Here is a 21,571-nt window from a genome sequence, read left to right as displayed (position 1 = left end):
GTATTTCCAGTTTTATTCTTGAGTGACGTATCCCGCCTCATGTCTGCGTCATTCTGGACAGGGAGTGCAACCTGTCCAAAAGAGCAATTTTGTGTCACCTACTCTCCCATAGGAGGAATTTCGCCGGCGCTTCCCCCCGATTTTCAGGGGTTCAGACGCACCACATGCCAGTTTTGGCTGTCGTCTGGAGCGGTCCAGCGAAAGCGATCATGAAGGCGGAACTGACCATCCGCCCAAAATTCAATCTCGCTTGGAACTATGCGGAATCCCCCCCAGAAAGGCGGCCTGGCCGGGGCTGTGCCATGCCTGGCAGTGACCTTGGCCACTTCCGCCATCAGCGTGGCGCGCGACGCCAACGGCTCCGATTGCCGCGAAGCCCAGGCACCAAGGCGGCTCTTCAATGAGCGCGATGCGTAATACTCATCTGCCTGCTCCCCGGCGACGCGTTCAACCCTGCCGCGAACCCGGATCTGCCTGCGCAGCGACTTCCAGTGCATGACAAAGGCTGCTTTCCCCGCCGCTTCGATTTCCTGTGCCTTTACACTCCCGTAGTTGGTGTAAAACACGAACGCCGCGTCCTCGATCTCCTTGAGCAGCACCATACGCGCATTGGGCATGCCATCCGCATCCACCGTCGACAGGGCGATGGCGTTCGGGTCATTGATTTCCGCCGCCTCGGCCTCGCTCAGCCACGCCCGGGCAATCTCGAACGGATTGTCCCCGGCAAAAATTCCGCTTCTGTCGGTCATTGTCTTCTTTCCTTTGATTGCCCGCACACCCCTTAGGTCCAATGCAGGCTTGATGGCCCCCGGGGGATCGCCTAAACGACTTCCAGCGAAATATCTGGGTGGAGACATGCTCATGTCAAACGGGTTGATGACCGGCAAGCGCGGTCTGATCATGGGACTTGCAAATGACAAGTCCATTGCGTGGGGCATTGCCAAGGCCTGTGCCGATGCCGGTGCCGACTTGGCGTTCTCCTACCAGGGTGAGGCGCTGAAGAAACGCGTGGGTCCGCTGGCTGCACAACTGGGCAGCGACATCGTCCTGCCCTGCGACGTGGGCGACGGCGCGTCGATCGACGCGCTCTTTGCCGGCCTGGCCGAGCAATGGGACACACTCGACTTCATCGTCCACGCCATCGGCTTTTCCGACAAATCGGAACTGCGCGGCCGCTACGTCGACACCTCCAAAGACAATTTCACCATGACCATGGACATCTCGGTCTACAGCTTCACCGCAGTAATGCAGCGGGCCGAAAAGATGATGAAGAACGGCGGCAGCGCCGTCACCCTCACCTATTATGGCGCCGAGCGCATCATGCCGCATTACAATGTGATGGGCGTGGCAAAAGCGGCGCTGGAAGCCTCCGTGCGCTACCTCGCCGAAGACCTTGGCAAGGACGGCATTCGCGTCAATGCCATCTCCGCCGGACCGATCAAGACCCTGGCCGCCAGCGGCATCGGCGATTTTCGCTACATCATGAAGTGGAACGAATACAACTCGCCCCTGCGCCGCAACGTGACCACAGAAGACGTGGGGAAATCCGCTCTGTACCTGCTATCGGATCTGGGCAGCGGCGTTACCGGAGAGACCCATCACGTCGATGCAGGCTACCACGTTGTCGGCATGAAGGCGGTCGATGCGCCGGACATCACCAAGGCCTGAGACGCCTGCAATCCCGAAACGCGCCCCGGCCCTCGCGTCGGGGCGTTTTCGTTTGACCCAACCGGCGTCGCCGTGGCCTGATTGTCATAACGATCGGAGAAACCATGGACTGGCCCCACATCCTCGCCTTCAACCTTACCCTGCTCGCCGCAATGGCCACGCCCGGCCCGGCGCTGCTCTTTGCGCTGCGCCAGTCCATCGCCGGAGGATTTCGGGCCGGGGTCGCGACCGGCGCGGGTCTTGGTCTGATGGCGGCGCTCTGGACGGGAGCGGCGCTGCTCGGGCTCGAAGCGCTCTTTGCCCTCTTCCCCGCCGCGTTTCTCACAATGAAAATCGCAGGCGCGCTTTATCTTCTCTGGATCGCCGGAACCCTCTGGCGCGGCGCAAAAACCCCGGTGACGGAACCCGCACGGCCCGGTGCGCGCGCTTTTCTCGCCGGCCTTTTGATCAATCTCGGCAATCCCAAGTCCGTGCTCTTTGCCGCTTCTGTCCTCGTGGTGATCTTTCCACCGGACCTGACGCTTGCGGCAAAATCCTTGATCGTGTTCAACCACCTTGCGGTGGAAGTCGCCGTCTACGCAGGCTTCGCCGCGCTTCTGAGCACCCCGCGCGCCCGCTCGGCCTACCTCGGAATGAAGCCCACTGTGGACCGAATCGCGGCGCTGATCCTCGGCGGGCTTGGCCTGCGGCTGCTCTTCACGCGTTAAGGCTTGCCATGACAAGCCTCGCTGGCCTATCACCCGGCGCAACTTGGACACATGCGACGAAGGGTGACGCCATGGACAACCGCCTGCCCCACGAAAAAGGCTTTCATGTCAGCTGGGATCAGCTGCACCGCGACGCGCGCGCGCTCGCTTGGCGTTTGCAGGGTCAGGGCCCGGACGCAGGCGCATGGCGGGCCGTTGTCGCCATCACCCGCGGCGGGATGGCCCCGGCGATGATTGTCGCGCGCGAGCTGGACATCCGGACCGTGGACACGATCAGCGTCAAATCCTATCATTCCGGCGGCGGAAAGGCCGACGAGCGCCGCGACGCGGAGGTGCTCAAGTCCCCGGATCAGGCACTGATGGGGGACGGCAGCGGTATTCTGATCGTCGATGACCTGGTAGATACCGGCAAGACCCTGGAACTGGTGCGCCGCCTCTACCCCAAGGCCCAGATCGCCACGGTCTACGCCAAGCCGATGGGCCGTCCACAAGTGGATACCTTCGTCACGGAAGTCAGCCAGGACACCTGGATCTTCTTCCCTTGGGACATGGCCCTGCAATACGTCAAACCCTATCGCGGCGACGATTGACCATCGATGCGAGGCAGAGCAAGCCAGCTCTGCCCCCGTCTTTGGTCCTCAAATACCTCGGGGTTTGGGGCAGCGCCCCAATGCGGGGGTCCGGGGGCCATGCCCCCGGTGAGACTGCGGCCCAAAGGGCCTCAATCAGATCAAACCCAGCGCATCAGCTCAATGCAGCCTTGAGCGTGTCCTGCCACGGCGTTGTGCCACGCCCAATCAGATCGCTCAAGTCCGTGGAGGGGCTGTAGAGCCCCCCTTGGGCGGCGCCTTCATCGCTGTTGGCCAGCATCAGCGCCACTGGCTCCGGCAAGCCCGCGCTCTTCAGCGCTCCGGCATAGTCTTCGCCGCTCATGTTGACATAGGGAATATCCTTGCCACTGCTCTTCGACAGCTCTGCGGCAAAGTCGGCCAGGGTATAACTCGCATCCCCCGCCAACTCATAAACCGTGCCACTGTCCGGCAAATCGCCGGTCAGCACCGCAGCGGCGGCTTCGGCATAATCCCGACGCGCGGCGCTGGAAATCCGGCCCTCGCCCGCAGCGCCGATCAGCGCGCCATGCTCCAGCGCCGCAGGCACGCCCATGACGTAGTTTTCCGTATACCACCCGTTGCGCAGCACCGCATAAGACAGGCCCGATGCGGCCAGCGCCTCTTCCGTCGCAACATGCTCTCCGGCGAGCACCGTCAGCGGCGATGTCTTGGCAGCCAGCAAGGACGTATAGGCCAGAAAGCCCACGCCCGCCGCCTGCGCCGCGTTGATCACCGCTTCATGCTGAGAGGTTCGCTGGCCGACCTCGCTGGAGGATATCAGCAGCAGCCGGTCAACACCGCTGAATGCCGCGCTCAGCGCGGCGGGGTCCGTGTAATCAGCGACACGCACCGTGACACCTTTCGCTTCGAGCGCGGCGGCCGCTTCGGGGCGCCGCACCAGCGCGCCGATCTCCGAGGCTGGCACGTTTGCCAAAAGCGCCTCGATCACCAAACCACCAAGCTGTCCGGACGCGCCGGTCACCATATACTTCAAAGCCATCTCAAGTCTCCTGTTAGCCACACGCCGTTTCGGCGTGATTTCAGTCCCGAATCGGGATATAGTCTCAGATGTAGACCGCCGAGGCTGATCCGTGAAGGAGGCACAAATTCATGACAAGGGAACACACAGGTAACCCGCTCTTCGCGCAATGGCCCAAAGGCGCGCCGTTGTCACAGGGCGACTGCCCCATCCGCGATGTTCTGGACCGGGTAGGGCAGAAATGGACTTTGCTCATTTTGATTTCGCTCGAAACCACGCCGCGCCGGTTCTCGGAATTGCAGCGGCAGGTCGGCGACATCTCGAAACGCATGTTGACCCAAACCCTGCGGGATCTGGAACGGGACGGGATGATTTCCCGCACGGTCTATCCGACCAAGCCGCCCTCGGTGGAATATGCGCTGACACCGCTTGGCCGCTCCTCGCTCGTGCCCATCGCAACGCTCAGCGCCTGGGCCAGTGACAACCACGCCCGCATCCGCTCTGCCAGAGAGGCCTATGACGCACTCCAATAGTGTCAGCGGAACGCGAGAGCGCCGCACCGTCACAGCACAACACGCGCGCCCCCTTCCAGAGCCGCGCGCGGTCCTCTAGGTTGGCGCAACCCAACGCAGGACAGCGCCATGACCACCCGTACCCAAAGCACATTCGCTCCGCCGATCCCGCAGGCGCGGCGCTGGCTTGACGGCGTCACCTTCCCGGATGATCGCCCGCTGATCAATCTCAGCCAGGCCGCCCCGGTCGATCCGCCCCCGCCCGCGCTCCGCGCTGCCATGGCCGTGGCGATGGAGCGTCCGGAGACCCATCTTTATGGCCCGGTGCTGGGCAATCCGTCACTGCGGCAGGCGCTGGCGGAAAACTGGACCGAGCACTACGGCGCGCCGGTCCGAGCCGAACAGATTGCCATCACGGCGGGCTGCAATCAGGCCTTTGCCGCTGCGCTCACCGCGCTGACCACCGAGGGCGACGAGGTGATGCTGCCGCTGCCATGGTATTTCAATCACAAGATGTGGCTGGACATGTCGGGCGTCACCGCCGTTTCCTTGGCCACCGGGCCGGACCTGATCCCGGACGCCGCCACCGCAGAGGCGCTGATCACCCCGCGCACGCGCGCCATCGCTTTGGTTTCGCCCAACAATCCGGGCGGCGTCGAATATCCGCCAGAAACGCTGCGCGCGTTCTACGATCTTGCGCAGCGGCACGGTTTGCGGCTGATCCTCGACGAGACCTACCGCGATTTCCACAGCCAGCCGGGCGCGCCGCACGGTTTGCTGGAATTGCCGGATTGGGACCGCACCCTGATCCAGCTCTACAGTTTCTCCAAGGCCTACCGCCTCACCGGCCACCGCGTCGGCGCGATCATTGGGGAGCCGGCGCTGCTCGATGAGATCGAGAAATTTCAGGACACCGTCGCCATCTGCGCCCCGCAAATGGGCCAGATCGCCGCCGAATGGGGGCTGCGCCAACTCGGGGAATGGGTCGCCGAACAGCGGGCCGAAATCCTCTCCCGCCGCGCGGCGGTGAGCGCGCATTTCCCCAAGATGGCGACCGGGGGCTGGCGTCTTCTCGGCCTTGGCGCCTACTTCGCCTATATCGAACACCCCTTCGCCGAGCCGGCCTCGATCCTCGCGCCAAGGATCGTGCGCGAGGCCGGCGTTTTGCTGCTGCCCGGCTCGATGTTCTACCCGGAGGGCGACGCCACCGGCGAGCGGCATTTTCGCGTGGCCTTTGCAAATGCCGACGCTGGCGGGATCGCGGCAATGACGGAACGACTCGCTGCGCTCGACTGGCCTCTTGCAGCCCGCATGGGGGACAAGTAGACAAGCCCGGCCTGTATAACTCCGGGGAGGACCTCATGGCATCGAAACGCGGCAGCACCACCAAGACGCTCGGGCTGATCCTGATTGGCGTGCTCGTCCTGGGCCTTGGCGGCTTCGGGGTCACGAATTTCTCCGGTCAGGTTCGCAAGATCGGCTCGGTTGGCGATGCCGACATGCCGGTGACGGACTATGCCCGCGCCTTGCAAAACGAGATCCGCGCCGTCGAAGCACAGGCCGGACAGCCGGTGACCTTTCCGCAGGCGCAGGCCATGGGTCTGCCACAGCGCGTCCTGAGCCAGATGGTCGTCACCGCCGCGCTTGAAAACGAGGCCGATACTTTGGGCATCTCGGTCGGCGATGAACAACTCGCCAAGGAGCTGCGCAACATCCGCGCCTTCCAGGGACCGAACGGCGATTTCAACCGCGTTGCCTACTCGACCGCCCTCGACAATGCCGGCCTGACAGAGCGCGACTTCGAAGAGCAGCTGCGCGGCCAGAGCGCCGCCACCGTGCTTCAGGGCGCCGTGCTGGCCGGGACCAAGCTGCCCGACAGCTATATCGACACCCTCGCGGGATTCGCCGCCGAGCGCCGCGCCTTCACCTGGGCCGTGCTGACCGAAAGCACATCGAATCTTGGTCTGCCCGAGCCCTCCGAAGACGCGTTGAAAGCGTGGTATGATGAGAATATTGCGCAGTTCACCATCCCCGAGACCAAGGTCATCACCTACGCCTGGGTCACACCTGAAATGATTGTCGACACCGTCGAAGTCGACGAGGCCGCCTTGCGCGCCGCCTATGCCGAACGCGAATCCCAGTTCAACATGCCCGAACGCCGCCTTGTCGAGCGCCTTGTCTTTGCCGATGACGCCGCCGCCACCGACGCGATGGACAGGCTACAAGCGGGCGACGTCTCCTTCGAGGCGCTGGTCGAGGAGCGCGGTCTTGACCTGGCCGACACCGACATGGGCGATGTGAGCCGCGACGATCTCGAAGACGCCGCCGACGTCGTGTTTTCCGCCGAGGTTGGCGACGTCGTCGGCCCCGCGCCGACGCCGCTCGGACCCGCCATTTTCCGGCTGAATGCCGTTTTGCCCGCCGTCGCGACCTCCTTCGAAGAGGCTGTGCCGCAGATGCGCGACACGCTCGCGCTTGATCGGGCGCGCCGCGTGATCGACGGCATGGCGCAAGGCCTCGACGATGAAATGGCCGCCGGCGCGACGCTCGAAGAACTGGCTGACAGCACCGACCTCGAACTCGGCCAGATCGACTGGACCGCCAGCACCGACGAGGACATCGCCGGTTACGAAGCGTTCCGCGAGGCCGCCGCTGCCGTGTCGCAGGGGGACTATCCGCAGATCGAACAGCTTGGCGATGGCGGCATCTTTGCCCTGCGTCTCGAAGAGATCCGCGCGCCGGCGCCACAGCCCTACGAAGCCGTGGCCGAAGCCGTCCGCGCCGGATGGGAACGCGACGCCCAAACCGAGGCGCTGGTGGCAGACGGCAGCGCCCTGGCTGCCGAACTGGCCGAGGGCAAGACCTTCGAAGAGCTTGGCCTGACCGGCCAGAGTGAAGACGGGCTAACACGCAACGCCCAGATCACCGATCTGCCCGAGGGGCTGGTTGCCGAAGCCTTCAAGCTGAGTGCAGGCGAGGCCGTCGCCCTGCCCGGCAATGGCAGCGCCGTCCTGCTGCGGCTCGACCGGATCATTCCGGCGGACCTGCAGAGCGACGAAGTCCAGCAGCTGGTGCAGATCTTCGGCGATCAGGCCGCAGGTGACGTGGCGCAGGACCTGTTTCAGGCCCTCTCTGCCGACATTCAGACACGCGCCGGTGTCACCGTCGACCAACAGGCGATCAACGCCGTTCACGCGAACTTTCAGTAAGGTCCCGTAGCCCCCATGTCCGCCCTGACCCCGAGTTTCGAACAATTTGCCAAGGGCTTTGAGACCGGGCAGAACCAACTGGTCTACACCCGTCTTGCGGCCGATCTCGACACGCCCGTGTCGCTGATGCTCAAGCTGACAGGCGCATCCAAGGACGCCTTCATGCTGGAATCGGTGACCGGCGGCGAGGTCCGCGGGCGGTATTCGATCATTGGGATGAAACCGGACGTGGTCTGGCAATGTCACGGCAGCCAGGCGCGGATCAATCGGCAGGCCCGCTTTGATCCCGCCGCGTTCGAGCCGCAATCAGAGGATCCGCTGACCGCGCTGCGCGCCCTGATCGCCGAGTCGCGCATCGACATGCCGGATGACCTGCCGCAATCGGCCGCGGGTCTCTTTGGCTATCTCGGCTATGATATGATCCGGTTGGTTGAACATCTGCCCAACGTCAATCCCGATCCGCTTGGCCTGCCCGATGCGATGCTGCAGCGTCCCTCCGTGGTTGCGGTGCTGGACGGGGTCAAAGGCGAAGTTACGGTCGTCAGCCCCGCATGGGTTGATGGCGGTCTCTCCGCCCGCGCGGCCTATGCACAGGCAGCCGAGCGTGTGATGGATGCGGTCCGCGATCTGGAGCGGGCGTTGCCCGAGGCCACACGCGGGCTGGGCGACGCCGCCGATCTGGGCGAGCCGGTCTCCAACTTTACGCACGAAGGCTACAAGGCCGCCGTGGAGAAGGCCAAGGATTACATCCGTGCGGGGGACATCTTTCAGGTGGTGCCCGCGCAGCGCTGGACCCAGGACTTCCCGCTGCCGCCCTTTGCGCTCTATCGCTCGCTGCGGCGCACGAATCCTTCGCCGTTCATGTTCTACTTCAATTTTGGCGGGTTTCAGGTGATCGGTGCATCGCCGGAGATCCTCGTGCGGGTCTTTGGCCGCGAGGTTACCATCCGGCCCATCGCAGGCACCCGCCCGCGCGGCGCAACGCCCGAACAGGACAGGGCTCTGGAGGCCGAGCTGCTCGCCGACAAAAAGGAGCTGGCTGAACATCTGATGTTGCTCGACCTTGGGCGCAACGACACCGGCAAGGTTTCGAAGATCGGCACCGTGCGCCCCACCGAAGAATTCATCATCGAGCGCTACAGTCACGTGATGCACATCGTCTCCAACGTCGTCGGAGAGCTGTCCGAGGACCACGACGCCCTCTCCGCCCTGTTGTCCGGCCTGCCCGCAGGCACAGTATCTGGCGCGCCCAAGGTGCGTGCCATGGAAATCATCGACGAATTGGAGCCGGAGAAACGCGGCATCTACGGCGGCGGTGTCGGCTACTTCAGTGCGGGCGGCGATATGGACATGTGTATTGCCCTGCGCACCGCCCTGGTGAAGGATCGAAAGCTCTATATCCAGGCCGGCGGAGGCGTGGTTTACGACAGCGATCCGGAGGCCGAGTACCAAGAGACGGTCCACAAATCCAACGCAATTCGCAGGGCGGCGGCGGATGCCGCACGGTTCACCGGCACTGGAAATACCTGAAAACTGCCTAGGGCCATTAACTTTTGTTGGCTCAACTGACGCCGCGTAAAGGGAAGATCGGCGAAACATTCGGCCTTTCGCTCGAAAATGGCCACAAATTGGCATCACAGGGTCCGAATTGGCCGAGTCTGCCGACAAACGGGCCGGGCGCGAAACGGGTGTTAATTAAAAATTAACATATTTGATCGTTTTGCAGGATTAAGGCAGTGGGCGCCATAATTTTCCGTAACACTGCCGCAATCGCGATCTACCCCGGATCCCATGATACGTTCTGTTCGCAAACAAACCCATCAGGATTTCCGACGCCGCGTCAAATCGGTCGACGCGTCATTTCACCGTTGGGGTGAGCGCGGAGCCATGCGGGATACCACCGCCTCGCGGCCCATCGGTTCAGCGCTGCTGGGCTTTGGCTGGGCCTATCTCGTGGCTGCCATCGCTAACAACCGCGTGCTGATCGAAGAGTCCCTGAAACAGGGCAATCTGCACCCGGATTATCACGGATACATCTTCATGGGCCTCGCCGGCCTCCTGGCAATATCGGGCGTCATGCTGATGCTTCACCTGCTGCGTTACTTCACCCGCTCCGGTGGCAAGAAGCGCAACTCCGGCGGGCTGCTTGTCGGCGCATTGGGCGCGCTTGTGCTGGTCTACACGCCCAGCAGCGTCTGGGACACAGGGTGGAACATGCTGGACGGCAATTCACGGCAATTGGTCCAGATCGCATCCTCCAAGACCTCCGTCGGCAGCAGCAAGCCGATGATCGACGCGATCGCCTTCGTCAACTCGATCGGCCAATAAGCCGACCCTCAGATCACACCGACAAACCGATCCGGCAGGCGCAGCTGTACGGCGTAATCCGGACGGTCGAACTGCCAAAACCCGGTCTCGCCGCGTGGCTTCCACGTCGCGTGCATATGCTGACGCACGGATGCAAGGTCAAAGCCAGGCACCACCTTGAGATCCGCAAAAGCCTCGAAAACCGCGCGGTCCTCTCCGCGCGCCTCGGCAAACCAATGCCGCCCGATGGCAATTTCCCTGACTGCACCGCCAAGCTCCGCCGTCACTCGATTGCGTTGATCCATAGCCGCGGAATAGACCCCGAAATCGCAGAATTTCAGGTGGAACAGGTACAATTCGTCCGGCGTAAACAGCTTGGATGACTGCGTGAAATGCCCGCCACGTGCGATCTTGTCCCCGACGCTCAAAATGCAGGGTTTTGAATAGTGCGGGGCAAGGCGGACATGACGGCGCGGTCCGATGATGCAGTCCTCTATGGGCTGATCTTCCTCGTCGATCCGGTGGACCACCTCAAGCCCGACCGGCGTCAGCACCCGGCGAGGCTTCGCCGTCTCCAGATACTCCAGCAGGCTCATGCCCGCCTGCGGATCGAGCACCACCAGCTCATCCACGTCTCCGACGATCACATGATTGTAGTAACAGCGCAGACCCTGAACCAGATTGTTCAACATGCGCCACCGCTTCATATCGAAGTTCTTGTGCGGATCGCCGGGGATCCCGATAATGTTGCACCCCTCTGCCAGGCGCGCTACGTCGTCGCCGCGCCCGTGGTTCACGACATAGCAGTTCTCGCGTCCTAAAATACCGCCGTAATGGCGCAACCACGCCTTGAGGAAAAACGCATCATCGCGCACCATGGTCAGCGCTGCGGCTGTGCTCTGCATCGGCCCCGTCCTTTTTTGATCACCCTACCCTGACCGCCGCAGATTGAGAATTCCAAAACGATCATGCCCGAAACCCCCGTTCACATCGGCCCGTCCGGCTTCTTCGCAATCAAGCGCATCGACAAACCCATGCAGCAGTTTCAGGTTCTTGGAGAGCGCGCCAGCGGCACAAACCTGCTGCGCAAGACCATCGAAAAGAACCTCGACATCCAGCGAACCGAAGGACTTGGCTGGAAACACGGGTTTCCCCAAATGGTGGCGATCCCTGAACGGTTGCTGGTCTTGTGTATCGTGCGCAACGCTGCCGACTGGGCCCGGTCCATGTACAAACGGCCGTGGCACGGGCATCCGGAGCTCCAAAAGCGCGCCTTTCCCGACTTCATACGCCACCAATGGGTCACCATCGTGGACCGGCCTGCCGATTTTGAAATGATCCACCCGGAATTGGCCGTCAAGGGCGCGGCGCTGCAACTCGATCGCGATCCAATCAGCGGCCTGGCCTATGACAACCTCTTTGCGCTGCGCACAGCAAAGCTGCGGGCTTTGGCTGGCATGGCAAACCGGGGTCGCAATATCGTTTTCATCCGGATGGAAGATTTTACCGCAGATCCCGAACGGATGTTGAAGAAACTGTCAGAAGAGTTTGATATTTCGCCCAAAAGACCGTTTTACAAACCAGTTCTTCGGCGTCTGGGCACCCGGTTCAATCCGGCAGTAAACGACCGGCCAGATCCCCCGAACCCGATGCGAGATGCAGATCGTGCTCATATGCTGGCTCATCTCGATGCTGATATTGAGGCATCGTTCGGCTACACCTATACTTGAGCTTCGATCAATATGGCCCTGAAATCATTGACATTCGTACCAGTTGGGCCCGGTGTGAACAAATCCCCCAAAGCTTCGAACGCGCCATAAGGGTCCTGCGCCTCGATGAAGGCCCCCGGATCTCGGCCACAGGCGCGAAGCCGCGCAAGGCTGCTGCCATCCACAAACGCACCGGCATTGTCTTCCGATCCGTCAATGCCGTCCGTATCCGCCGCAAGCGCTGTTATCCCGTCGAGCCCCTCAAGCCCGGCGGCAAGGCTGAGCAGAAACGCCGTATTCCGCCCCCCGCGCCCGGGATTTTCACCGAGTGTGACAGTGGTTTCGCCACCCGAAAGCAGAACAATCGGCGCCTTGAAAGGCCGCCCGCGCAGGGCAACTTCACGCGCCAGCGCCGCATGCATCAGGCCGATGTCCTTGGCTTCGCCCTCGATCGCGTCGGACAGGATAACGGCCGGAAAGCCCATAGCCTCGGCCCGGGCCGCCGCAGCTTCAAGAGACAATCGGGCCGATGCGACCACCTTTACCTCATGCCCCATGAACCTTGGATCGCTCGGGTCCGGCGCGGTTGACGCATCACTTGAGATATGGCGCATAATCCCCTCAGGGAGAATGATTTTCCAGGATGATATGTGGGCAAGTGCATCCTGAGCCGTTACGCTGTCCGGAACCGTTGGGCCAGACGCCACCTGAGCGGGGTCGTCGCCGGGAACGTCGGACACAACAAGGCTGACCACCTTCGCTGGTGCGGCAGCCGCCGCCAGCCTGCCGCCCTTGATGCGGCTTGCGTGCTTGCGAATGGCATTCATCACGCCAATCGGGGCGCCGGAGGAAAGAAGCGCCTTGTTCAATGCCTGCTCGTCCTCCAGAGTCAGCCCCTCCGGAGGCGCGGGCAACAGCGCGGAGCCGCCGCCACAGACCAGAGCAACCACCAAGTCATCCTCGGTAAGCCCCTCCACAGCCTTGAAAACGGCCTCCGTGGCCACCATCCCAGCCGCATCTGGAACCGGGTGTGCCGCTTCCACGACCGGCAAATATCGACACGGCGCCGCATAGCCGTAGCGGGTGACAACCACCCCGTCGACCGGCGCGTCCCACAGTTTCTCGAAAGCCGCCGCCAATTGTGCCGCGCCTTTCCCCAGCGCCACGACGACCGTGCGCCCTTTCGGCCGCGCCGGCAGCACATCGGCCAGAGCCTTCACCGGATCAGCCGCCGCGACCGCCGCGTCGAAGAGTTCGGTCAGAAAAGCGCGATTATCCATGGTCATGATCCTTTGCCAGTGCTTCGACGGCGGCCTGTACTTTCGGCAATGGCGGACAGGATCGCCGCGTCTCCAATGAAACATGCAGCAGGAACTGATCGCAGGTCGCAAGCAGCGTCCCGTCCGTTGCCCGCTTCATCTCATGCCACAAGCGCAGCTTTTTCCCTGCGCCGAGACGGACCCTAGTTTCGACGTAAAACTCTTCTGAAACAAGTGTTTCCGCCAGATACTTAATGGTCGTTTCCGCCGTGAAATAGCTGTTTCCCGCGTCAATATACGCGCGATCGGCCCCCACATGACGCATCAACTCCTCGCTGGCGTCGCTGAACACCTGCCCGTACCGCCCTTCATTCATATGGCCATTCACGTCCGCCCAGTCCACCGGAACGCTGCGCCGCACCGTGACCAGAGGAATGGTCCGGGCCAATGGTTTACGCATCGTCTCTTCGTGGCGCGTGATCAATCCGCCAGCCGCCGCGTCTCGTCCTTTCAAAGCCCGCAAGATCGCGACAAGGTTGTCATCGCGCAACCGTTCGAGTTCCCGGATCGACATGTGCCCCGATTGAGCGTCTGATTGTCCAGCAATTGAATCGACCAATTCATTCGTAAAATCAGGCACATCCGTCAGTTTGCTCCAAGGCCACTTCAAACATGGACCAAACTGCGCCATGAAGTGCCGCATGCCTGCTTCCCCGCCCGCGATACGGTAGGTTTCGAACAATCCCATCTGCGCCCAACGCAGGCCAAACCCGTAGCGAATAGCATCGTCGATTTCCTGCGTTGTCGCGATGCCGTCCCGCACGAGCCACAAGGCTTCGCGCCACACGGATTCGAGCAAGCGATCCGCAATATGGGCGTCGATTTCAGCCTTCACGTGCAGCGGCTGCATTCCAATGGATGACAGCGTTTTCGAGGCCTTATCAATAACTTCAACGCCATTATTCACACTGGGAACTAACTCGACCAATGGCAGAAGGTAAACTGGGTTGAACGGATGCGCGACAAGAATCTGCTCCGGGCGTTCTGCGCCGTCCTGTAACTCGGACGGTTTGAAACCACTGGTCGAGGAGCAGATAATTGCCTCCGCCCGGCAATTGGCCTGAATCCCGGACAGGACTTCATGCTTGAGGTCGAGCTGCTCCGGCACGCTTTCCTGAATCCAACCGGCCCCAGCGACGGCTTCGGCCAGCGTCGCACAGTAAACCACGGTGCCGGGTTCGGGCATTGACGTATCGTAGAGCATGGGCAAGGCCCGCCGCGCGCCGTCAAGAACCGCGCCGACCTTGCGCTCGGCTTCCGGGTCGGGGTCGAAGATCCGAACCTGCCATCCCATAAGCGAAAACCGCGCGGCCCAGCCGCCCCCGATAACGCCGCCTCCAACGATAGCCGCTGTATTGGTCATGGTGCCTCCATCCGACTCAGATCGTAGCCATACCACGCAAGGATATCCCGCGCGGCCTGCAACCGCTCTCCCGGCCGCCCGGTCCGATCCATGATCCAGACCCGGCTGCCCCCCGGTTCGCCAAGCGCGGCCGTGCGGTTGTCCACATCGAGCCAGTGTACCCAGATATCCTCCGGGCCCATGGCATAGCGTCCGTTGCCCTCCGGCAAGAAGGGCAACCGCATACCGTTGATGATAATTGTGGTGCCTTCGATCGTGATCCGCGCACCGGGCGCGATCCCTGCGCCTTCAACCACCCGCCAATCGCCTGCAAGACGCGGGATGGTCACGTCGGCCTGGCTCGCGATCTGGACGGTGGGATTGCGCAGGGGAATGAACACGGATGGCAACGGCTTGGGAACGCAACCCAGCAGCGCGCCGCACAGGATCATCGCGCCGACACGCCTCATGGCAGGTACGCCTGAACCGCCCTGGCCATGACAGCGCCAAACTGGCGATGTGCTTCGGCGGTCCAATGCACGCCATCCTCCTCGGAGACGCAAACCGTCTCGCCCGCATCGACAAAGCCACAGCCAAGCCGCTGCGCCGCGTTGCGGATGTGATCGGTCATGCCAATCTGCCGCGCCTCTGCCCCGGCGTAGACATCGACAAGCGTCCCGCACTCACGCACCGGCGGTGGGGCAACAAGCACGATGCGCGCCACGACCCCTTCGGCCCGCGCCGCCAGGACAAGCCGCTCCAGCGAACGGGAAATCTCGTATCCCGTGACCGAGAACCGCCCTTTGAGATCGTTGGTGCCCAGCATCAGAACCATGAGATCAATGGGTTTATGACTGTGCAGGATGGCGGGCAACACGGCGAGCCCGTTGCGCATACCACCCTCGATCACGTCTTCATGGACCGTCGTGCGGCCGGGCAAACCCTCGGAAATCACCTGATGTGCCGTGCCCAGGGCCGCAGCCATGGCATCAGGCCAGCGGTCGCCTGGATCGTAACGCTCGGACACTCCGGGCACGGCCACGGGCTTTGTGCCATGCGTGTTGCTGTCGCCGTAACACAAGATAACCGCCATTTACCCAATCCTCCGCCTGCTCTTTGGTGCGGCCATCAAGGCCGCCCTGATCGGCAGGGTCAATCCCGATTGTGGCGGCAGGCCCTGCTTCCGGCATCGCACTGCGCCTCTTCCGCCGCAGTTTCAGAGCACGAGACATTCCCTGAAGACAAGCCACGCACCGCGCGCCGGTCAGTCTTCCTCCGAATGCGCGTCCCGCCCCCGGAACCCGGTGGCCACCACGAATTTCTCCGACGAATCCGACCGGCTGGCGGGCGGTTTGAAATTGGCAACCTTCTGAAACCGCTGTTTCAGGACATGCTGCAGCGAGCCTTCCGCCCCACCGGCCAGAACCTTGGCCACGAAGGTGCCGCCCTCTTCGAGCACATCAAACGCCAGCTGCGCGGCGGCCTCGCACAGGGCGATGATGCGGATATGGTCGGTCTGCTTGTGCCCGGACGCAGAGGCGGCCATGTCGGACATCACGACATCCGCATTGCCGCCGAGCCAAGCCTTGACCTTGTCGTCGGCGCCGTCCTCCATGAAATCCAGCTGGTGCAGCTCGGCCCCGGCAATCGGGTCCATTTCCTGCAGATCGACGCCAAGAACCGTCCCGACCGCCTTGCCCTGCTTCTCGCCAAGCGCATTGACCCGTTTCACGGCGACCTGACACCAGCCCCCCGGCGCGGCGCCTAAATCGACAACCCGCGCCCCCGGCACGAGAAAACGGTACTTGTCGTCAATCTCGACGATCTTGTACGCCGCACGGCCGCGATACCCATCGGTCTTGGCGCGCTTCACATAGGGGTCGTTCAGCTGTCGCTGCAGCCAGAGCGTCGAGGAGAGCTTGCGCCCGCGCGCGCTCTTGACCTTGACCTTGAGATCGCGCTGCCCGCGTCCCGACGAATTCTTCGGCCCTTTTGCCATCGCACTCTTTCCGGTTTTCACTGGTCCAAAAATATCCCCGGGGAGTCCGAAGGACAGGGGCAGCGCCCCCAAACCGGAATTTCCCCGAAAATTCCGCCCTCTTGGGGTCTATAGCGGCCCATCTTCCAGAACACCATCCGCGGACATCTGGGCATAGAGCAGCCCCTCGCGCAGGCCACGATCCGCAACCGAAAGCCGGTCCGTCGGCCAAAGGCGCAAAAGCGCCTGCAAGATCGCGCTGCCGCTCATGATCAGCGCGTGACGATCCGGGCCGATCCTGGGATCCCGACGGCGCCCGCTCGGCCCCATCTGCAGATAGCCCTGGATCACCGCCTCGATCTGATCGCTCGACATGCGCAGCCCGTCGACCTTCGTGCGATCATAGCGGCGCAAGCCAAGGTGGGAGGCGGCCACGGTTGTCACGGTCCCGGAGGTGCCGACGATCTGAAACCCCTCGCGCGGCTGTTCGTCCTTGTAAGGTGCGAATTCCGCGAGGTTTTCTTCGAACAGCCAGCTCATGAGAGCATAGCGCGCGGCGTCGTCGTCCACATCGCCGAACTGATCACGCAGCGTGGCCACGCCCAGCGGCACACTGATCCAGTCGACCACCCGCGCCGTCGGAAACGGGCTGGCCGGGGCGTGAAACCCCGCGTGCAGCCGCATGATCGCACGCGGCCGGTCTCGCGGGTCAACCTTGGACAGATCAATCCACACCAGCTCGGTCGAGCCGCCGCCAATATCGACCACCAAAAGCTGTTCGGTCTTGGTGGACACCAACGGCGCACAGCTGATCACGGCCAGCCGCGCTTCTTCTTCGGGCTGGATGATTTCAAGTTGCAGGCCGGTTTCCCGTTTGACCTGACGGATGAAATCGCGCGCATTGCGCGCCCTGCGGCAGGCCTCCGTCGCCACGAGCCGCATGTTGCGGACCTGATGGCGGTCTATTTTCTGTTGGCACACGCGCAGAGCCGCGATGGTTCGCGCCATCGAAGCCCGGCTCAAACGGCCGTACTTTTCGAGCCCCTGCCCAAGCTGGACGGACTTCGAGAAGCTGTCGACCACATGAAACTGGCTGCCCTTTGGCTGGGCAATCAGCATGCGACAACTATTGGTACCCAAATCCAACGCCGCATAAAGGGCGTTCGGATCGGGCCTGTCAGGCGCGGTGCTTTCGACCGGTTTCGGGAAAGCGCCCGCACCTTTGGGACGCTTGGGCGCCATGATTTTGCGCCTTTTCCGATATCAACTTGCTCTCAGGATAGGCGGGCGGAGGGTGTCACGCAAGCACCATGACTGCGCACGTCGAAAGGATTGTCGTAATACGATGAAAGGAAACCATATTCCGCGTCCAGCCGCACCCGAAGCGCGTCCAGCGTCGCAGGTTTGAGATCCTCCGCCCTCAGCCGCGTTCCGCTGCTATTTGCGCGTGGCAAGGACACCGCCTGATTGCACCGCTGTGACAGATCCTCGCCGAGGATGGCCATCTCCTCTGTGCGGTAAACACGGCTGTAGGCCCCGAGGTCTGGCCCGAGGAACACCGGCGCGGGCAGAACGTGATGTTTGATTCCGGACACCGCCTGCGCATAGGCCGTCAGATGGGAAAAAAAGAAATCCGGATCGGGCTCCATCGGCAGCGCCACCCGGCCGCTTTGCAACGACCAGGCATTGCGCAAATCGCCAAACTCCTGAACACGGTTGGTCCAGACCGACAACAGCCGCGCCAGCGGATCGCGGACAACGCAAAACCGGAAATACCCCTCCAGCCGCGCCATCTGCCGGGCACGAAATCGCCGTGTCGGATAAAGCCGGTGCCACGTGTGCACGTCCCGTGTTTCCCTGGGCGGCAGGCTGACGACTGGGTCAAGCAGCGCGAGTGCCTTCTTCACCGAAGAGCAGGCCGCCTTGGGCAATGGCACATAGGCCAGTTGATACGCCTCGATCCGCACGACCATCGACGGCTTCCCTCCTTTTCGCGATCCGCGCCATCGTCCCGAACAAACAACAAGATCCGATGAAGCCACTGGACCTTTCGGTCTGGACGCCACTGTGCGACATCCTAGCCTGTCGGTAAATGCGCGGCACAGGTCGAAATCCGACCCTGCCGCTCCCGCAGCACCCGTTAGACACAACACAACACGAACTGGAATCACCTCCATGGCAGATCTGACTATCGTTTTCTGGCGCGACATCCCGGCGCAGGTCATCGTCGGCAAAGGCCGGCGCGGCGCCAAGGCCATCCTGCCCGAGCGCTTCGAGCAGGCGATTGACCGCGCCGCAATGAAGGTCGGCGCGTCGGACACCGATGCCTATCTTGCCGAATGGCGCAAAGAGGTCACCGGCACCGTCGAGGGCGACGGCCAGGAGGCCGCCAACGCCGAGGCGGCCCGGCTGGACGCAGAATACGATCATGAGCGCATCAAGGCGCTCATCGCAAACGACGGCTGGGCCTGAGGCCCGGTGCAATGACCCTGAGGGAGGCAGTCATGGCCCTGTTGAATTTCCGCAAGCGTGAAGAGCGCAGCCCCGCGACCGGCAACGGCGAAATCGAGGCTTTCCTGCAGAATTATTCCATCGAGGTGATGCCCCGCACCGCCGAGAAGGTCGAGGACTTCCGCGCGCTGCTTCCCGCCGGCACCCGCGTCTACATCGCCCATATCGAGGGGACCCCGATCGAGGACATGGTCGCCACCGCCAAACGCTTGAACGGCGAGGGCTACACGGTCATGCCGCATTTTCCGGCGCGCATCATCAAGGACAAGGCCACGCTCGGCGACTGGATTGCCCGCTACCAGGGCGAGGCGAACGTACGGCAGGCGCTGCTGCTCGCCGGTGGCGTGAACCAGCCGCATGGCGATTTCCACAGCTCCATGCAGTTGATGGAAACCGGTCTGTTCGATGAGGCCGGTTTTGAGCGGCTGCACGTCGCGGGCCATCCCGAAGGCAACAGGGACATCGACACGAAGGGTGGTGATGCACTGGTCATGGAGGCGCTGCGCTGGAAACAGGCGTTCCAGTCGCGGACCGACGCCAGGATGGCCCTTGCCACCCAATTCGCCTTCGACGCCGACCCGATCATCGCCTGGGCCGATCGGTTGAAGGCCGAAGGCATCACGTTGCCGATCCACATCGGCATCGCGGGCCCGGCCAAGCTGCAGACCCTGATCAAATTCGCCATCGCCTGCGGCGTCGGCCCCTCGCTCAAGGTGCTGCAGAAACGCGCCATGGACGTGAGCAAATTGCTGCTGCCCTATGAGCCGACGGAGGTTTTGTCAAAGCTCGCCGCGCACAAGGCCGCCAACCCTGATTTCAATATCGAGAGCGCGCATTTCTTCCCGCTCGGTGGCATCAAGACCAACGCACAATGGGCAATTGATCACGGCGGCGCTTCTGCGGTTCCAGCCGCCAAAGCAGGCTGATAAGAAGCCGAGCATGAAACACGCATTGCTCTTTGATCTGGACGGCACGCTGATCCAGTCCGACCCCCTGCATTTTGCCGTGTTCTCCGAAATGTTCGAAGAACGCGGCCAAAGCATCGACGAAGCCTTCTATATGGAGCACATCCATGGGCAGCTGAATCTCGACAGCTTTCCGCGGTTGTTTCCGGGCGAGGATGCGCAGGCGCTTTCGGATCTCAAGGAAGACCGGTTTCGTGCGCGTCTGACCGGGGGCCAGTCCCCGATGCCCGGAGCGCCGGAGCTGCTGCGGACGGCCCGCGCCGCTGGCTGGGGCCTTGCCGTGGTGACCAACGCCCCGCGCATCAATGCCGAGCACATGCTGGCGGCCATAGGGCTGCGCGAGGCTTTCGAGGTTCTGATCATCGGAGACGAATGCGCGCGCGGCAAACCCGATCCAGAGCCTTATCTGGCCGCCATGCGGATGCTGCACGTCCAGCCAGAGCACTGCGTCGCGTTCGAAGACAGCCCATCCGGCCTCAAGGCCGCCCGCGCCTCCGGTGCCTATACAGTCGGCATTCGCTCCGCCGGTGACGACCCACATCTGCGCGCCGCCGGTGCGCATGAGACCATTCAGGATTACAACGACCCGGGACTGGAAACCATTCTGGCCCGCCTCGCAGGAGAAAACGCATGACCCGCACCGTAATCGAGTCGGCCACGAAAACCGCCATCATCGGCTTTGACCAGCCGTTCTGCGTCATTGGCGAGCGCATCAACCCAACCGGGCGCAAGATCCTGAACGAGGAACTGGAGCGCGGCGATTTTTCCCGCGTAGAGGCCGACGCGCTGGCGCAGGTCGCCGCCGGAGCCACCGTTCTGGACATCAACTCCGGTGCGGTCTTTTCCAACAAGATGGCCGAAGATCCTCGGTATGCCGACAACAATTTCGTTGAGCCGACGCTGATGAAACAGCTGGTCGAATGCGTTCAGGCCGTCACCGATTGCCCGCTGTGCATCGACAGCTCCGTGCCCGGCGCGCTGGAAAACGGCCTTGCCGCCGCCAAGGGCCGCCCGCTGCTGAACTCCGTCACCGGCGAGGAGGAGCGCCTCGAACTCGTCCTGCCGCTGGTCAAGAAGTACAACGTCCCGGTCGTGGCGATCTCCAACGACGACACGGGCATCTCCGAGGACCCGGAAGTACGCTTCGCCGTGGCCAAGAAGATCGTCGAACGCGCCGCCGATTTCGGCATTCCGGCGCATGACATCGTGGTCGACCCGCTGGTCATGCCGATCGGCGCCATGGCAACGGCGGGCCTGCAGGTCTTCACCCTCGTGCGCCGCCTGCGCGAAGAGCTGGGCGTGAACACCACCTGCGGCGCGTCGAACATCTCCTTTGGCCTGCCCAACCGCCACGGCATCAACAACGCCTTTCTGCCAATGGCCATGGGAGCTGGCATGACTTCGGCGATCATGAACCCCGTCGCCCTGCCCGTCGGCCCCAAGGCCATCGCGGAAAAACGCGCCGCCGTGGAGGCTGCTGGCATCATCCTGCCCGAGGGCATGGACGACGAAAGCTTCGTGAAGCTGTTCGGCATGGGCAGCACCCTGCCCCGCCCGGGCAAGGAAATGGAAGCGATCCGCGCGGCTAACTTCCTGACCAACAATGACGACTCGGGCGGCGCATGGATCCGCTTCAACAAAGCCCCCGGCGAGCCGGGCGCCGACGGTGCAACGAGTGGCCGCCGCGGCGGTCGCCGCCGCCGGGGCTGATCCAAGGCCTTGAAAAAGAAAAGCCCCGGGGTCAAACCCGGGGC

At 62.8% G+C, this 21,571-nt stretch carries 23 protein-coding genes; 13 read left to right on the top strand and 10 right to left on the bottom strand.

Annotation, left to right across the window (positions count from 1 at the left end; translation table 11 throughout):
• Nucleotides 1-143 precede the first annotated feature (143 nt).
• Nucleotides 144-749 (bottom strand): pyridoxamine 5'-phosphate oxidase, encoded by a 606-nt coding sequence (pdxH, locus tag ACN2XU_RS04780; RefSeq protein WP_419409260.1) that lies wholly within the window; start codon nucleotides 747-749, stop codon nucleotides 144-146.
• 112 nt (nucleotides 750-861) lie between these two features.
• On the opposite strand from pdxH, the gene fabI reads away from it, so the two are divergent.
• The 3 genes from fabI to gpt all read left to right on the top strand — a co-directional run bounded on the left by fabI (nucleotide 862) and on the right by gpt (nucleotide 2,965).
• A complete protein-coding gene (fabI, locus tag ACN2XU_RS04775) occupies nucleotides 862-1,668 on the top strand; it encodes an enoyl-ACP reductase FabI (protein WP_419409259.1) in 807 nt (268 codons plus the stop codon).
• A gap of 104 nt (nucleotides 1,669-1,772) precedes the next feature.
• A complete protein-coding gene (locus ACN2XU_RS04770) occupies nucleotides 1,773-2,375 on the top strand; it encodes a LysE family translocator (protein ID WP_419409258.1) in 603 nt (200 codons plus the stop codon).
• 71 nt (nucleotides 2,376-2,446) lie between these two features.
• Complete coding sequence (gene gpt / locus ACN2XU_RS04765; RefSeq protein WP_419409257.1) at nucleotides 2,447-2,965, top strand: xanthine phosphoribosyltransferase; 519 nt, start codon at nucleotides 2,447-2,449, stop codon at nucleotides 2,963-2,965.
• A gap of 154 nt (nucleotides 2,966-3,119) precedes the next feature.
• Here gpt and ACN2XU_RS04760 read toward each other — a convergent pair whose 3' ends face one another.
• Nucleotides 3,120-3,986: an SDR family oxidoreductase gene (locus tag ACN2XU_RS04760; protein ID WP_419409256.1), complete on the bottom strand. Its 867-nt coding sequence runs from the start codon at nucleotides 3,984-3,986 to the stop codon at nucleotides 3,120-3,122.
• A gap of 110 nt (nucleotides 3,987-4,096) precedes the next feature.
• Between ACN2XU_RS04760 and ACN2XU_RS04755 the strand changes: the two genes are divergently transcribed.
• The 5 genes from ACN2XU_RS04755 to ACN2XU_RS04735 all read left to right on the top strand — a co-directional run bounded on the left by ACN2XU_RS04755 (nucleotide 4,097) and on the right by ACN2XU_RS04735 (nucleotide 10,014).
• Complete coding sequence (locus ACN2XU_RS04755) at nucleotides 4,097-4,498, top strand: winged helix-turn-helix transcriptional regulator (protein WP_419409255.1); 402 nt, start codon at nucleotides 4,097-4,099, stop codon at nucleotides 4,496-4,498.
• Nucleotides 4,499-4,606: 108 nt separating this feature from the next.
• Nucleotides 4,607-5,803 (top strand): aminotransferase, encoded by a 1,197-nt coding sequence (locus tag ACN2XU_RS04750; RefSeq protein ID WP_419409254.1) that lies wholly within the window; start codon nucleotides 4,607-4,609, stop codon nucleotides 5,801-5,803.
• 35 nt (nucleotides 5,804-5,838) lie between these two features.
• Nucleotides 5,839-7,686 carry a peptidyl-prolyl cis-trans isomerase gene (locus ACN2XU_RS04745; protein ID WP_419409253.1) on the top strand — a complete coding sequence of 616 codons (1,848 nt, stop codon included), beginning with the start codon at nucleotides 5,839-5,841 and terminating at the stop codon, nucleotides 7,684-7,686.
• 15 nt (nucleotides 7,687-7,701) lie between these two features.
• A complete protein-coding gene (trpE, locus tag ACN2XU_RS04740; RefSeq protein WP_419409252.1) occupies nucleotides 7,702-9,216 on the top strand; it encodes an anthranilate synthase component I in 1,515 nt (504 codons plus the stop codon).
• 357 nt (nucleotides 9,217-9,573) lie between these two features.
• Nucleotides 9,574-10,014 carry a hypothetical protein gene (locus ACN2XU_RS04735; RefSeq protein WP_419409251.1) on the top strand — a complete coding sequence of 147 codons (441 nt, stop codon included), beginning with the start codon at nucleotides 9,574-9,576 and terminating at the stop codon, nucleotides 10,012-10,014.
• Between the two features lie 8 nt (nucleotides 10,015-10,022).
• Here ACN2XU_RS04735 and ACN2XU_RS04730 read toward each other — a convergent pair whose 3' ends face one another.
• A complete protein-coding gene (locus ACN2XU_RS04730) occupies nucleotides 10,023-10,898 on the bottom strand; it encodes a glycosyltransferase family protein (protein ID WP_419409250.1) in 876 nt (291 codons plus the stop codon).
• A gap of 63 nt (nucleotides 10,899-10,961) precedes the next feature.
• Here ACN2XU_RS04730 and ACN2XU_RS04725 point away from each other — a divergent pair, with 63 nt between their 5' ends.
• Nucleotides 10,962-11,723: a hypothetical protein gene (locus tag ACN2XU_RS04725; protein ID WP_419409249.1), complete on the top strand. Its 762-nt coding sequence runs from the start codon at nucleotides 10,962-10,964 to the stop codon at nucleotides 11,721-11,723.
• Here ACN2XU_RS04725 and ACN2XU_RS04720 read toward each other — a convergent pair.
• The 7 genes from ACN2XU_RS04720 to ACN2XU_RS04690 all read right to left on the bottom strand — a co-directional run bounded on the left by ACN2XU_RS04720 (nucleotide 11,714) and on the right by ACN2XU_RS04690 (nucleotide 18,314).
• Nucleotides 11,714-12,988, bottom strand: a complete 1,275-nt coding sequence (locus tag ACN2XU_RS04720; RefSeq protein WP_419409248.1) for a glycerate kinase type-2 family protein — start codon at nucleotides 12,986-12,988, stop codon at nucleotides 11,714-11,716. The two genes, ACN2XU_RS04725 and ACN2XU_RS04720, sit on opposite strands and share 10 nt — an antisense overlap.
• The gene (locus ACN2XU_RS04715) at nucleotides 12,975-14,384 is read right to left on the bottom strand and encodes a carnitine 3-dehydrogenase (protein ID WP_419409247.1); all 1,410 of its coding nucleotides are present in this window, start codon (nucleotides 14,382-14,384) and stop codon (nucleotides 12,975-12,977) included. Before ACN2XU_RS04715 ends, ACN2XU_RS04720 begins: the two co-directional genes overlap by 14 nt.
• Nucleotides 14,381-14,833: a lipocalin/fatty acid-binding family protein gene (locus ACN2XU_RS04710; protein WP_419409246.1), complete on the bottom strand. Its 453-nt coding sequence runs from the start codon at nucleotides 14,831-14,833 to the stop codon at nucleotides 14,381-14,383. The genes ACN2XU_RS04715 and ACN2XU_RS04710 overlap by 4 nt, the downstream gene beginning before the upstream one ends.
• Nucleotides 14,830-15,456 carry an SGNH/GDSL hydrolase family protein gene (locus ACN2XU_RS04705; protein WP_419409245.1) on the bottom strand — a complete coding sequence of 209 codons (627 nt, stop codon included), beginning with the start codon at nucleotides 15,454-15,456 and terminating at the stop codon, nucleotides 14,830-14,832. Before ACN2XU_RS04705 ends, ACN2XU_RS04710 begins: the two co-directional genes overlap by 4 nt.
• 171 nt (nucleotides 15,457-15,627) lie before the next feature.
• Nucleotides 15,628-16,362: an RlmE family RNA methyltransferase gene (locus tag ACN2XU_RS04700; RefSeq protein ID WP_419409244.1), complete on the bottom strand. Its 735-nt coding sequence runs from the start codon at nucleotides 16,360-16,362 to the stop codon at nucleotides 15,628-15,630.
• A gap of 108 nt (nucleotides 16,363-16,470) precedes the next feature.
• Complete coding sequence (locus ACN2XU_RS04695) at nucleotides 16,471-17,583, bottom strand: Ppx/GppA phosphatase family protein (protein WP_419409243.1); 1,113 nt, start codon at nucleotides 17,581-17,583, stop codon at nucleotides 16,471-16,473.
• 32 nt (nucleotides 17,584-17,615) lie between these two features.
• Nucleotides 17,616-18,314, bottom strand: a complete 699-nt coding sequence (locus ACN2XU_RS04690) for a sulfotransferase family 2 domain-containing protein (protein ID WP_419409242.1) — start codon at nucleotides 18,312-18,314, stop codon at nucleotides 17,616-17,618.
• A gap of 202 nt (nucleotides 18,315-18,516) precedes the next feature.
• Here ACN2XU_RS04690 and ACN2XU_RS04685 point away from each other — a divergent pair, with 202 nt between their 5' ends.
• Genes ACN2XU_RS04685 through ACN2XU_RS04670 form a run of 4 tightly spaced genes read left to right on the top strand, consistent with a single transcriptional unit; the run spans nucleotide 18,517 to nucleotide 21,527 of the window.
• Nucleotides 18,517-18,813 (top strand): virulence factor, encoded by a 297-nt coding sequence (locus ACN2XU_RS04685; RefSeq protein ID WP_419409241.1) that lies wholly within the window; start codon nucleotides 18,517-18,519, stop codon nucleotides 18,811-18,813.
• Between the two features lie 32 nt (nucleotides 18,814-18,845).
• Nucleotides 18,846-19,778: a methylenetetrahydrofolate reductase gene (locus tag ACN2XU_RS04680; protein ID WP_419409240.1), complete on the top strand. Its 933-nt coding sequence runs from the start codon at nucleotides 18,846-18,848 to the stop codon at nucleotides 19,776-19,778.
• Nucleotides 19,779-19,791: 13 nt separating this feature from the next.
• Nucleotides 19,792-20,451 carry an HAD family hydrolase gene (locus ACN2XU_RS04675; RefSeq protein ID WP_419409239.1) on the top strand — a complete coding sequence of 220 codons (660 nt, stop codon included), beginning with the start codon at nucleotides 19,792-19,794 and terminating at the stop codon, nucleotides 20,449-20,451.
• Nucleotides 20,448-21,527 carry a methyltetrahydrofolate cobalamin methyltransferase gene (locus tag ACN2XU_RS04670; protein WP_419409238.1) on the top strand — a complete coding sequence of 360 codons (1,080 nt, stop codon included), beginning with the start codon at nucleotides 20,448-20,450 and terminating at the stop codon, nucleotides 21,525-21,527. Before ACN2XU_RS04675 ends, ACN2XU_RS04670 begins: the two co-directional genes overlap by 4 nt.
• The last annotated feature ends 44 nt before the right edge of the window (nucleotides 21,528-21,571 follow it).

Origin of the sequence: Pacificoceanicola niger (genome assembly GCF_048553275.1) — a bacterium.
Classification (GTDB): domain Bacteria; phylum Pseudomonadota; class Alphaproteobacteria; order Rhodobacterales; family Rhodobacteraceae; genus Pacificoceanicola.
Note: the sequence above shows the minus strand (reverse complement) of the source record. Positions and strands in the feature narration are given on the sequence as shown.

What these genes read in the sequence shown, in the direction of transcription:
- ACN2XU_RS04735 (WP_419409251.1), top strand. Translation starts at nt 9,574, where the DNA reads ATGCGGGATACCACCGCCTCGCGGCCCATCGGTTCAGCGCTGCTGGGC.
- ACN2XU_RS04690 (WP_419409242.1), bottom strand. Translation starts at nt 18,314, where the DNA reads ATGGTCGTGCGGATCGAGGCGTATCAACTGGCCTATGTGCCATTGCCC.
- ACN2XU_RS04755 (WP_419409255.1), top strand. Translation starts at nt 4,097, where the DNA reads ATGACAAGGGAACACACAGGTAACCCGCTCTTCGCGCAATGGCCCAAA.
- ACN2XU_RS04745 (WP_419409253.1), top strand. Translation starts at nt 5,839, where the DNA reads ATGGCATCGAAACGCGGCAGCACCACCAAGACGCTCGGGCTGATCCTG.
- ACN2XU_RS04705 (WP_419409245.1), bottom strand. Translation starts at nt 15,456, where the DNA reads ATGGCGGTTATCTTGTGTTACGGCGACAGCAACACGCATGGCACAAAG.
- ACN2XU_RS04680 (WP_419409240.1), top strand. Translation starts at nt 18,846, where the DNA reads ATGGCCCTGTTGAATTTCCGCAAGCGTGAAGAGCGCAGCCCCGCGACC.
- ACN2XU_RS04710 (WP_419409246.1), bottom strand. Translation starts at nt 14,833, where the DNA reads ATGAGGCGTGTCGGCGCGATGATCCTGTGCGGCGCGCTGCTGGGTTGC.
- ACN2XU_RS04700 (WP_419409244.1), bottom strand. Translation starts at nt 16,362, where the DNA reads ATGGCAAAAGGGCCGAAGAATTCGTCGGGACGCGGGCAGCGCGATCTC.
- ACN2XU_RS04725 (WP_419409249.1), top strand. Translation starts at nt 10,962, where the DNA reads ATGCCCGAAACCCCCGTTCACATCGGCCCGTCCGGCTTCTTCGCAATC.
- pdxH (WP_419409260.1), bottom strand. Translation starts at nt 749, where the DNA reads ATGACCGACAGAAGCGGAATTTTTGCCGGGGACAATCCGTTCGAGATT.
- ACN2XU_RS04670 (WP_419409238.1), top strand. Translation starts at nt 20,448, where the DNA reads ATGACCCGCACCGTAATCGAGTCGGCCACGAAAACCGCCATCATCGGC.
- ACN2XU_RS04720 (WP_419409248.1), bottom strand. Translation starts at nt 12,988, where the DNA reads ATGACCATGGATAATCGCGCTTTTCTGACCGAACTCTTCGACGCGGCG.
- ACN2XU_RS04695 (WP_419409243.1), bottom strand. Translation starts at nt 17,583, where the DNA reads ATGGCGCCCAAGCGTCCCAAAGGTGCGGGCGCTTTCCCGAAACCGGTC.
- ACN2XU_RS04730 (WP_419409250.1), bottom strand. Translation starts at nt 10,898, where the DNA reads ATGCAGAGCACAGCCGCAGCGCTGACCATGGTGCGCGATGATGCGTTT.
- ACN2XU_RS04675 (WP_419409239.1), top strand. Translation starts at nt 19,792, where the DNA reads ATGAAACACGCATTGCTCTTTGATCTGGACGGCACGCTGATCCAGTCC.
- ACN2XU_RS04770 (WP_419409258.1), top strand. Translation starts at nt 1,773, where the DNA reads ATGGACTGGCCCCACATCCTCGCCTTCAACCTTACCCTGCTCGCCGCA.
- gpt (WP_419409257.1), top strand. Translation starts at nt 2,447, where the DNA reads ATGGACAACCGCCTGCCCCACGAAAAAGGCTTTCATGTCAGCTGGGAT.
- ACN2XU_RS04685 (WP_419409241.1), top strand. Translation starts at nt 18,517, where the DNA reads ATGGCAGATCTGACTATCGTTTTCTGGCGCGACATCCCGGCGCAGGTC.
- ACN2XU_RS04760 (WP_419409256.1), bottom strand. Translation starts at nt 3,986, where the DNA reads ATGGCTTTGAAGTATATGGTGACCGGCGCGTCCGGACAGCTTGGTGGT.
- ACN2XU_RS04750 (WP_419409254.1), top strand. Translation starts at nt 4,607, where the DNA reads ATGACCACCCGTACCCAAAGCACATTCGCTCCGCCGATCCCGCAGGCG.
- trpE (WP_419409252.1), top strand. Translation starts at nt 7,702, where the DNA reads ATGTCCGCCCTGACCCCGAGTTTCGAACAATTTGCCAAGGGCTTTGAG.
- fabI (WP_419409259.1), top strand. Translation starts at nt 862, where the DNA reads ATGTCAAACGGGTTGATGACCGGCAAGCGCGGTCTGATCATGGGACTT.
- ACN2XU_RS04715 (WP_419409247.1), bottom strand. Translation starts at nt 14,384, where the DNA reads ATGACCAATACAGCGGCTATCGTTGGAGGCGGCGTTATCGGGGGCGGC.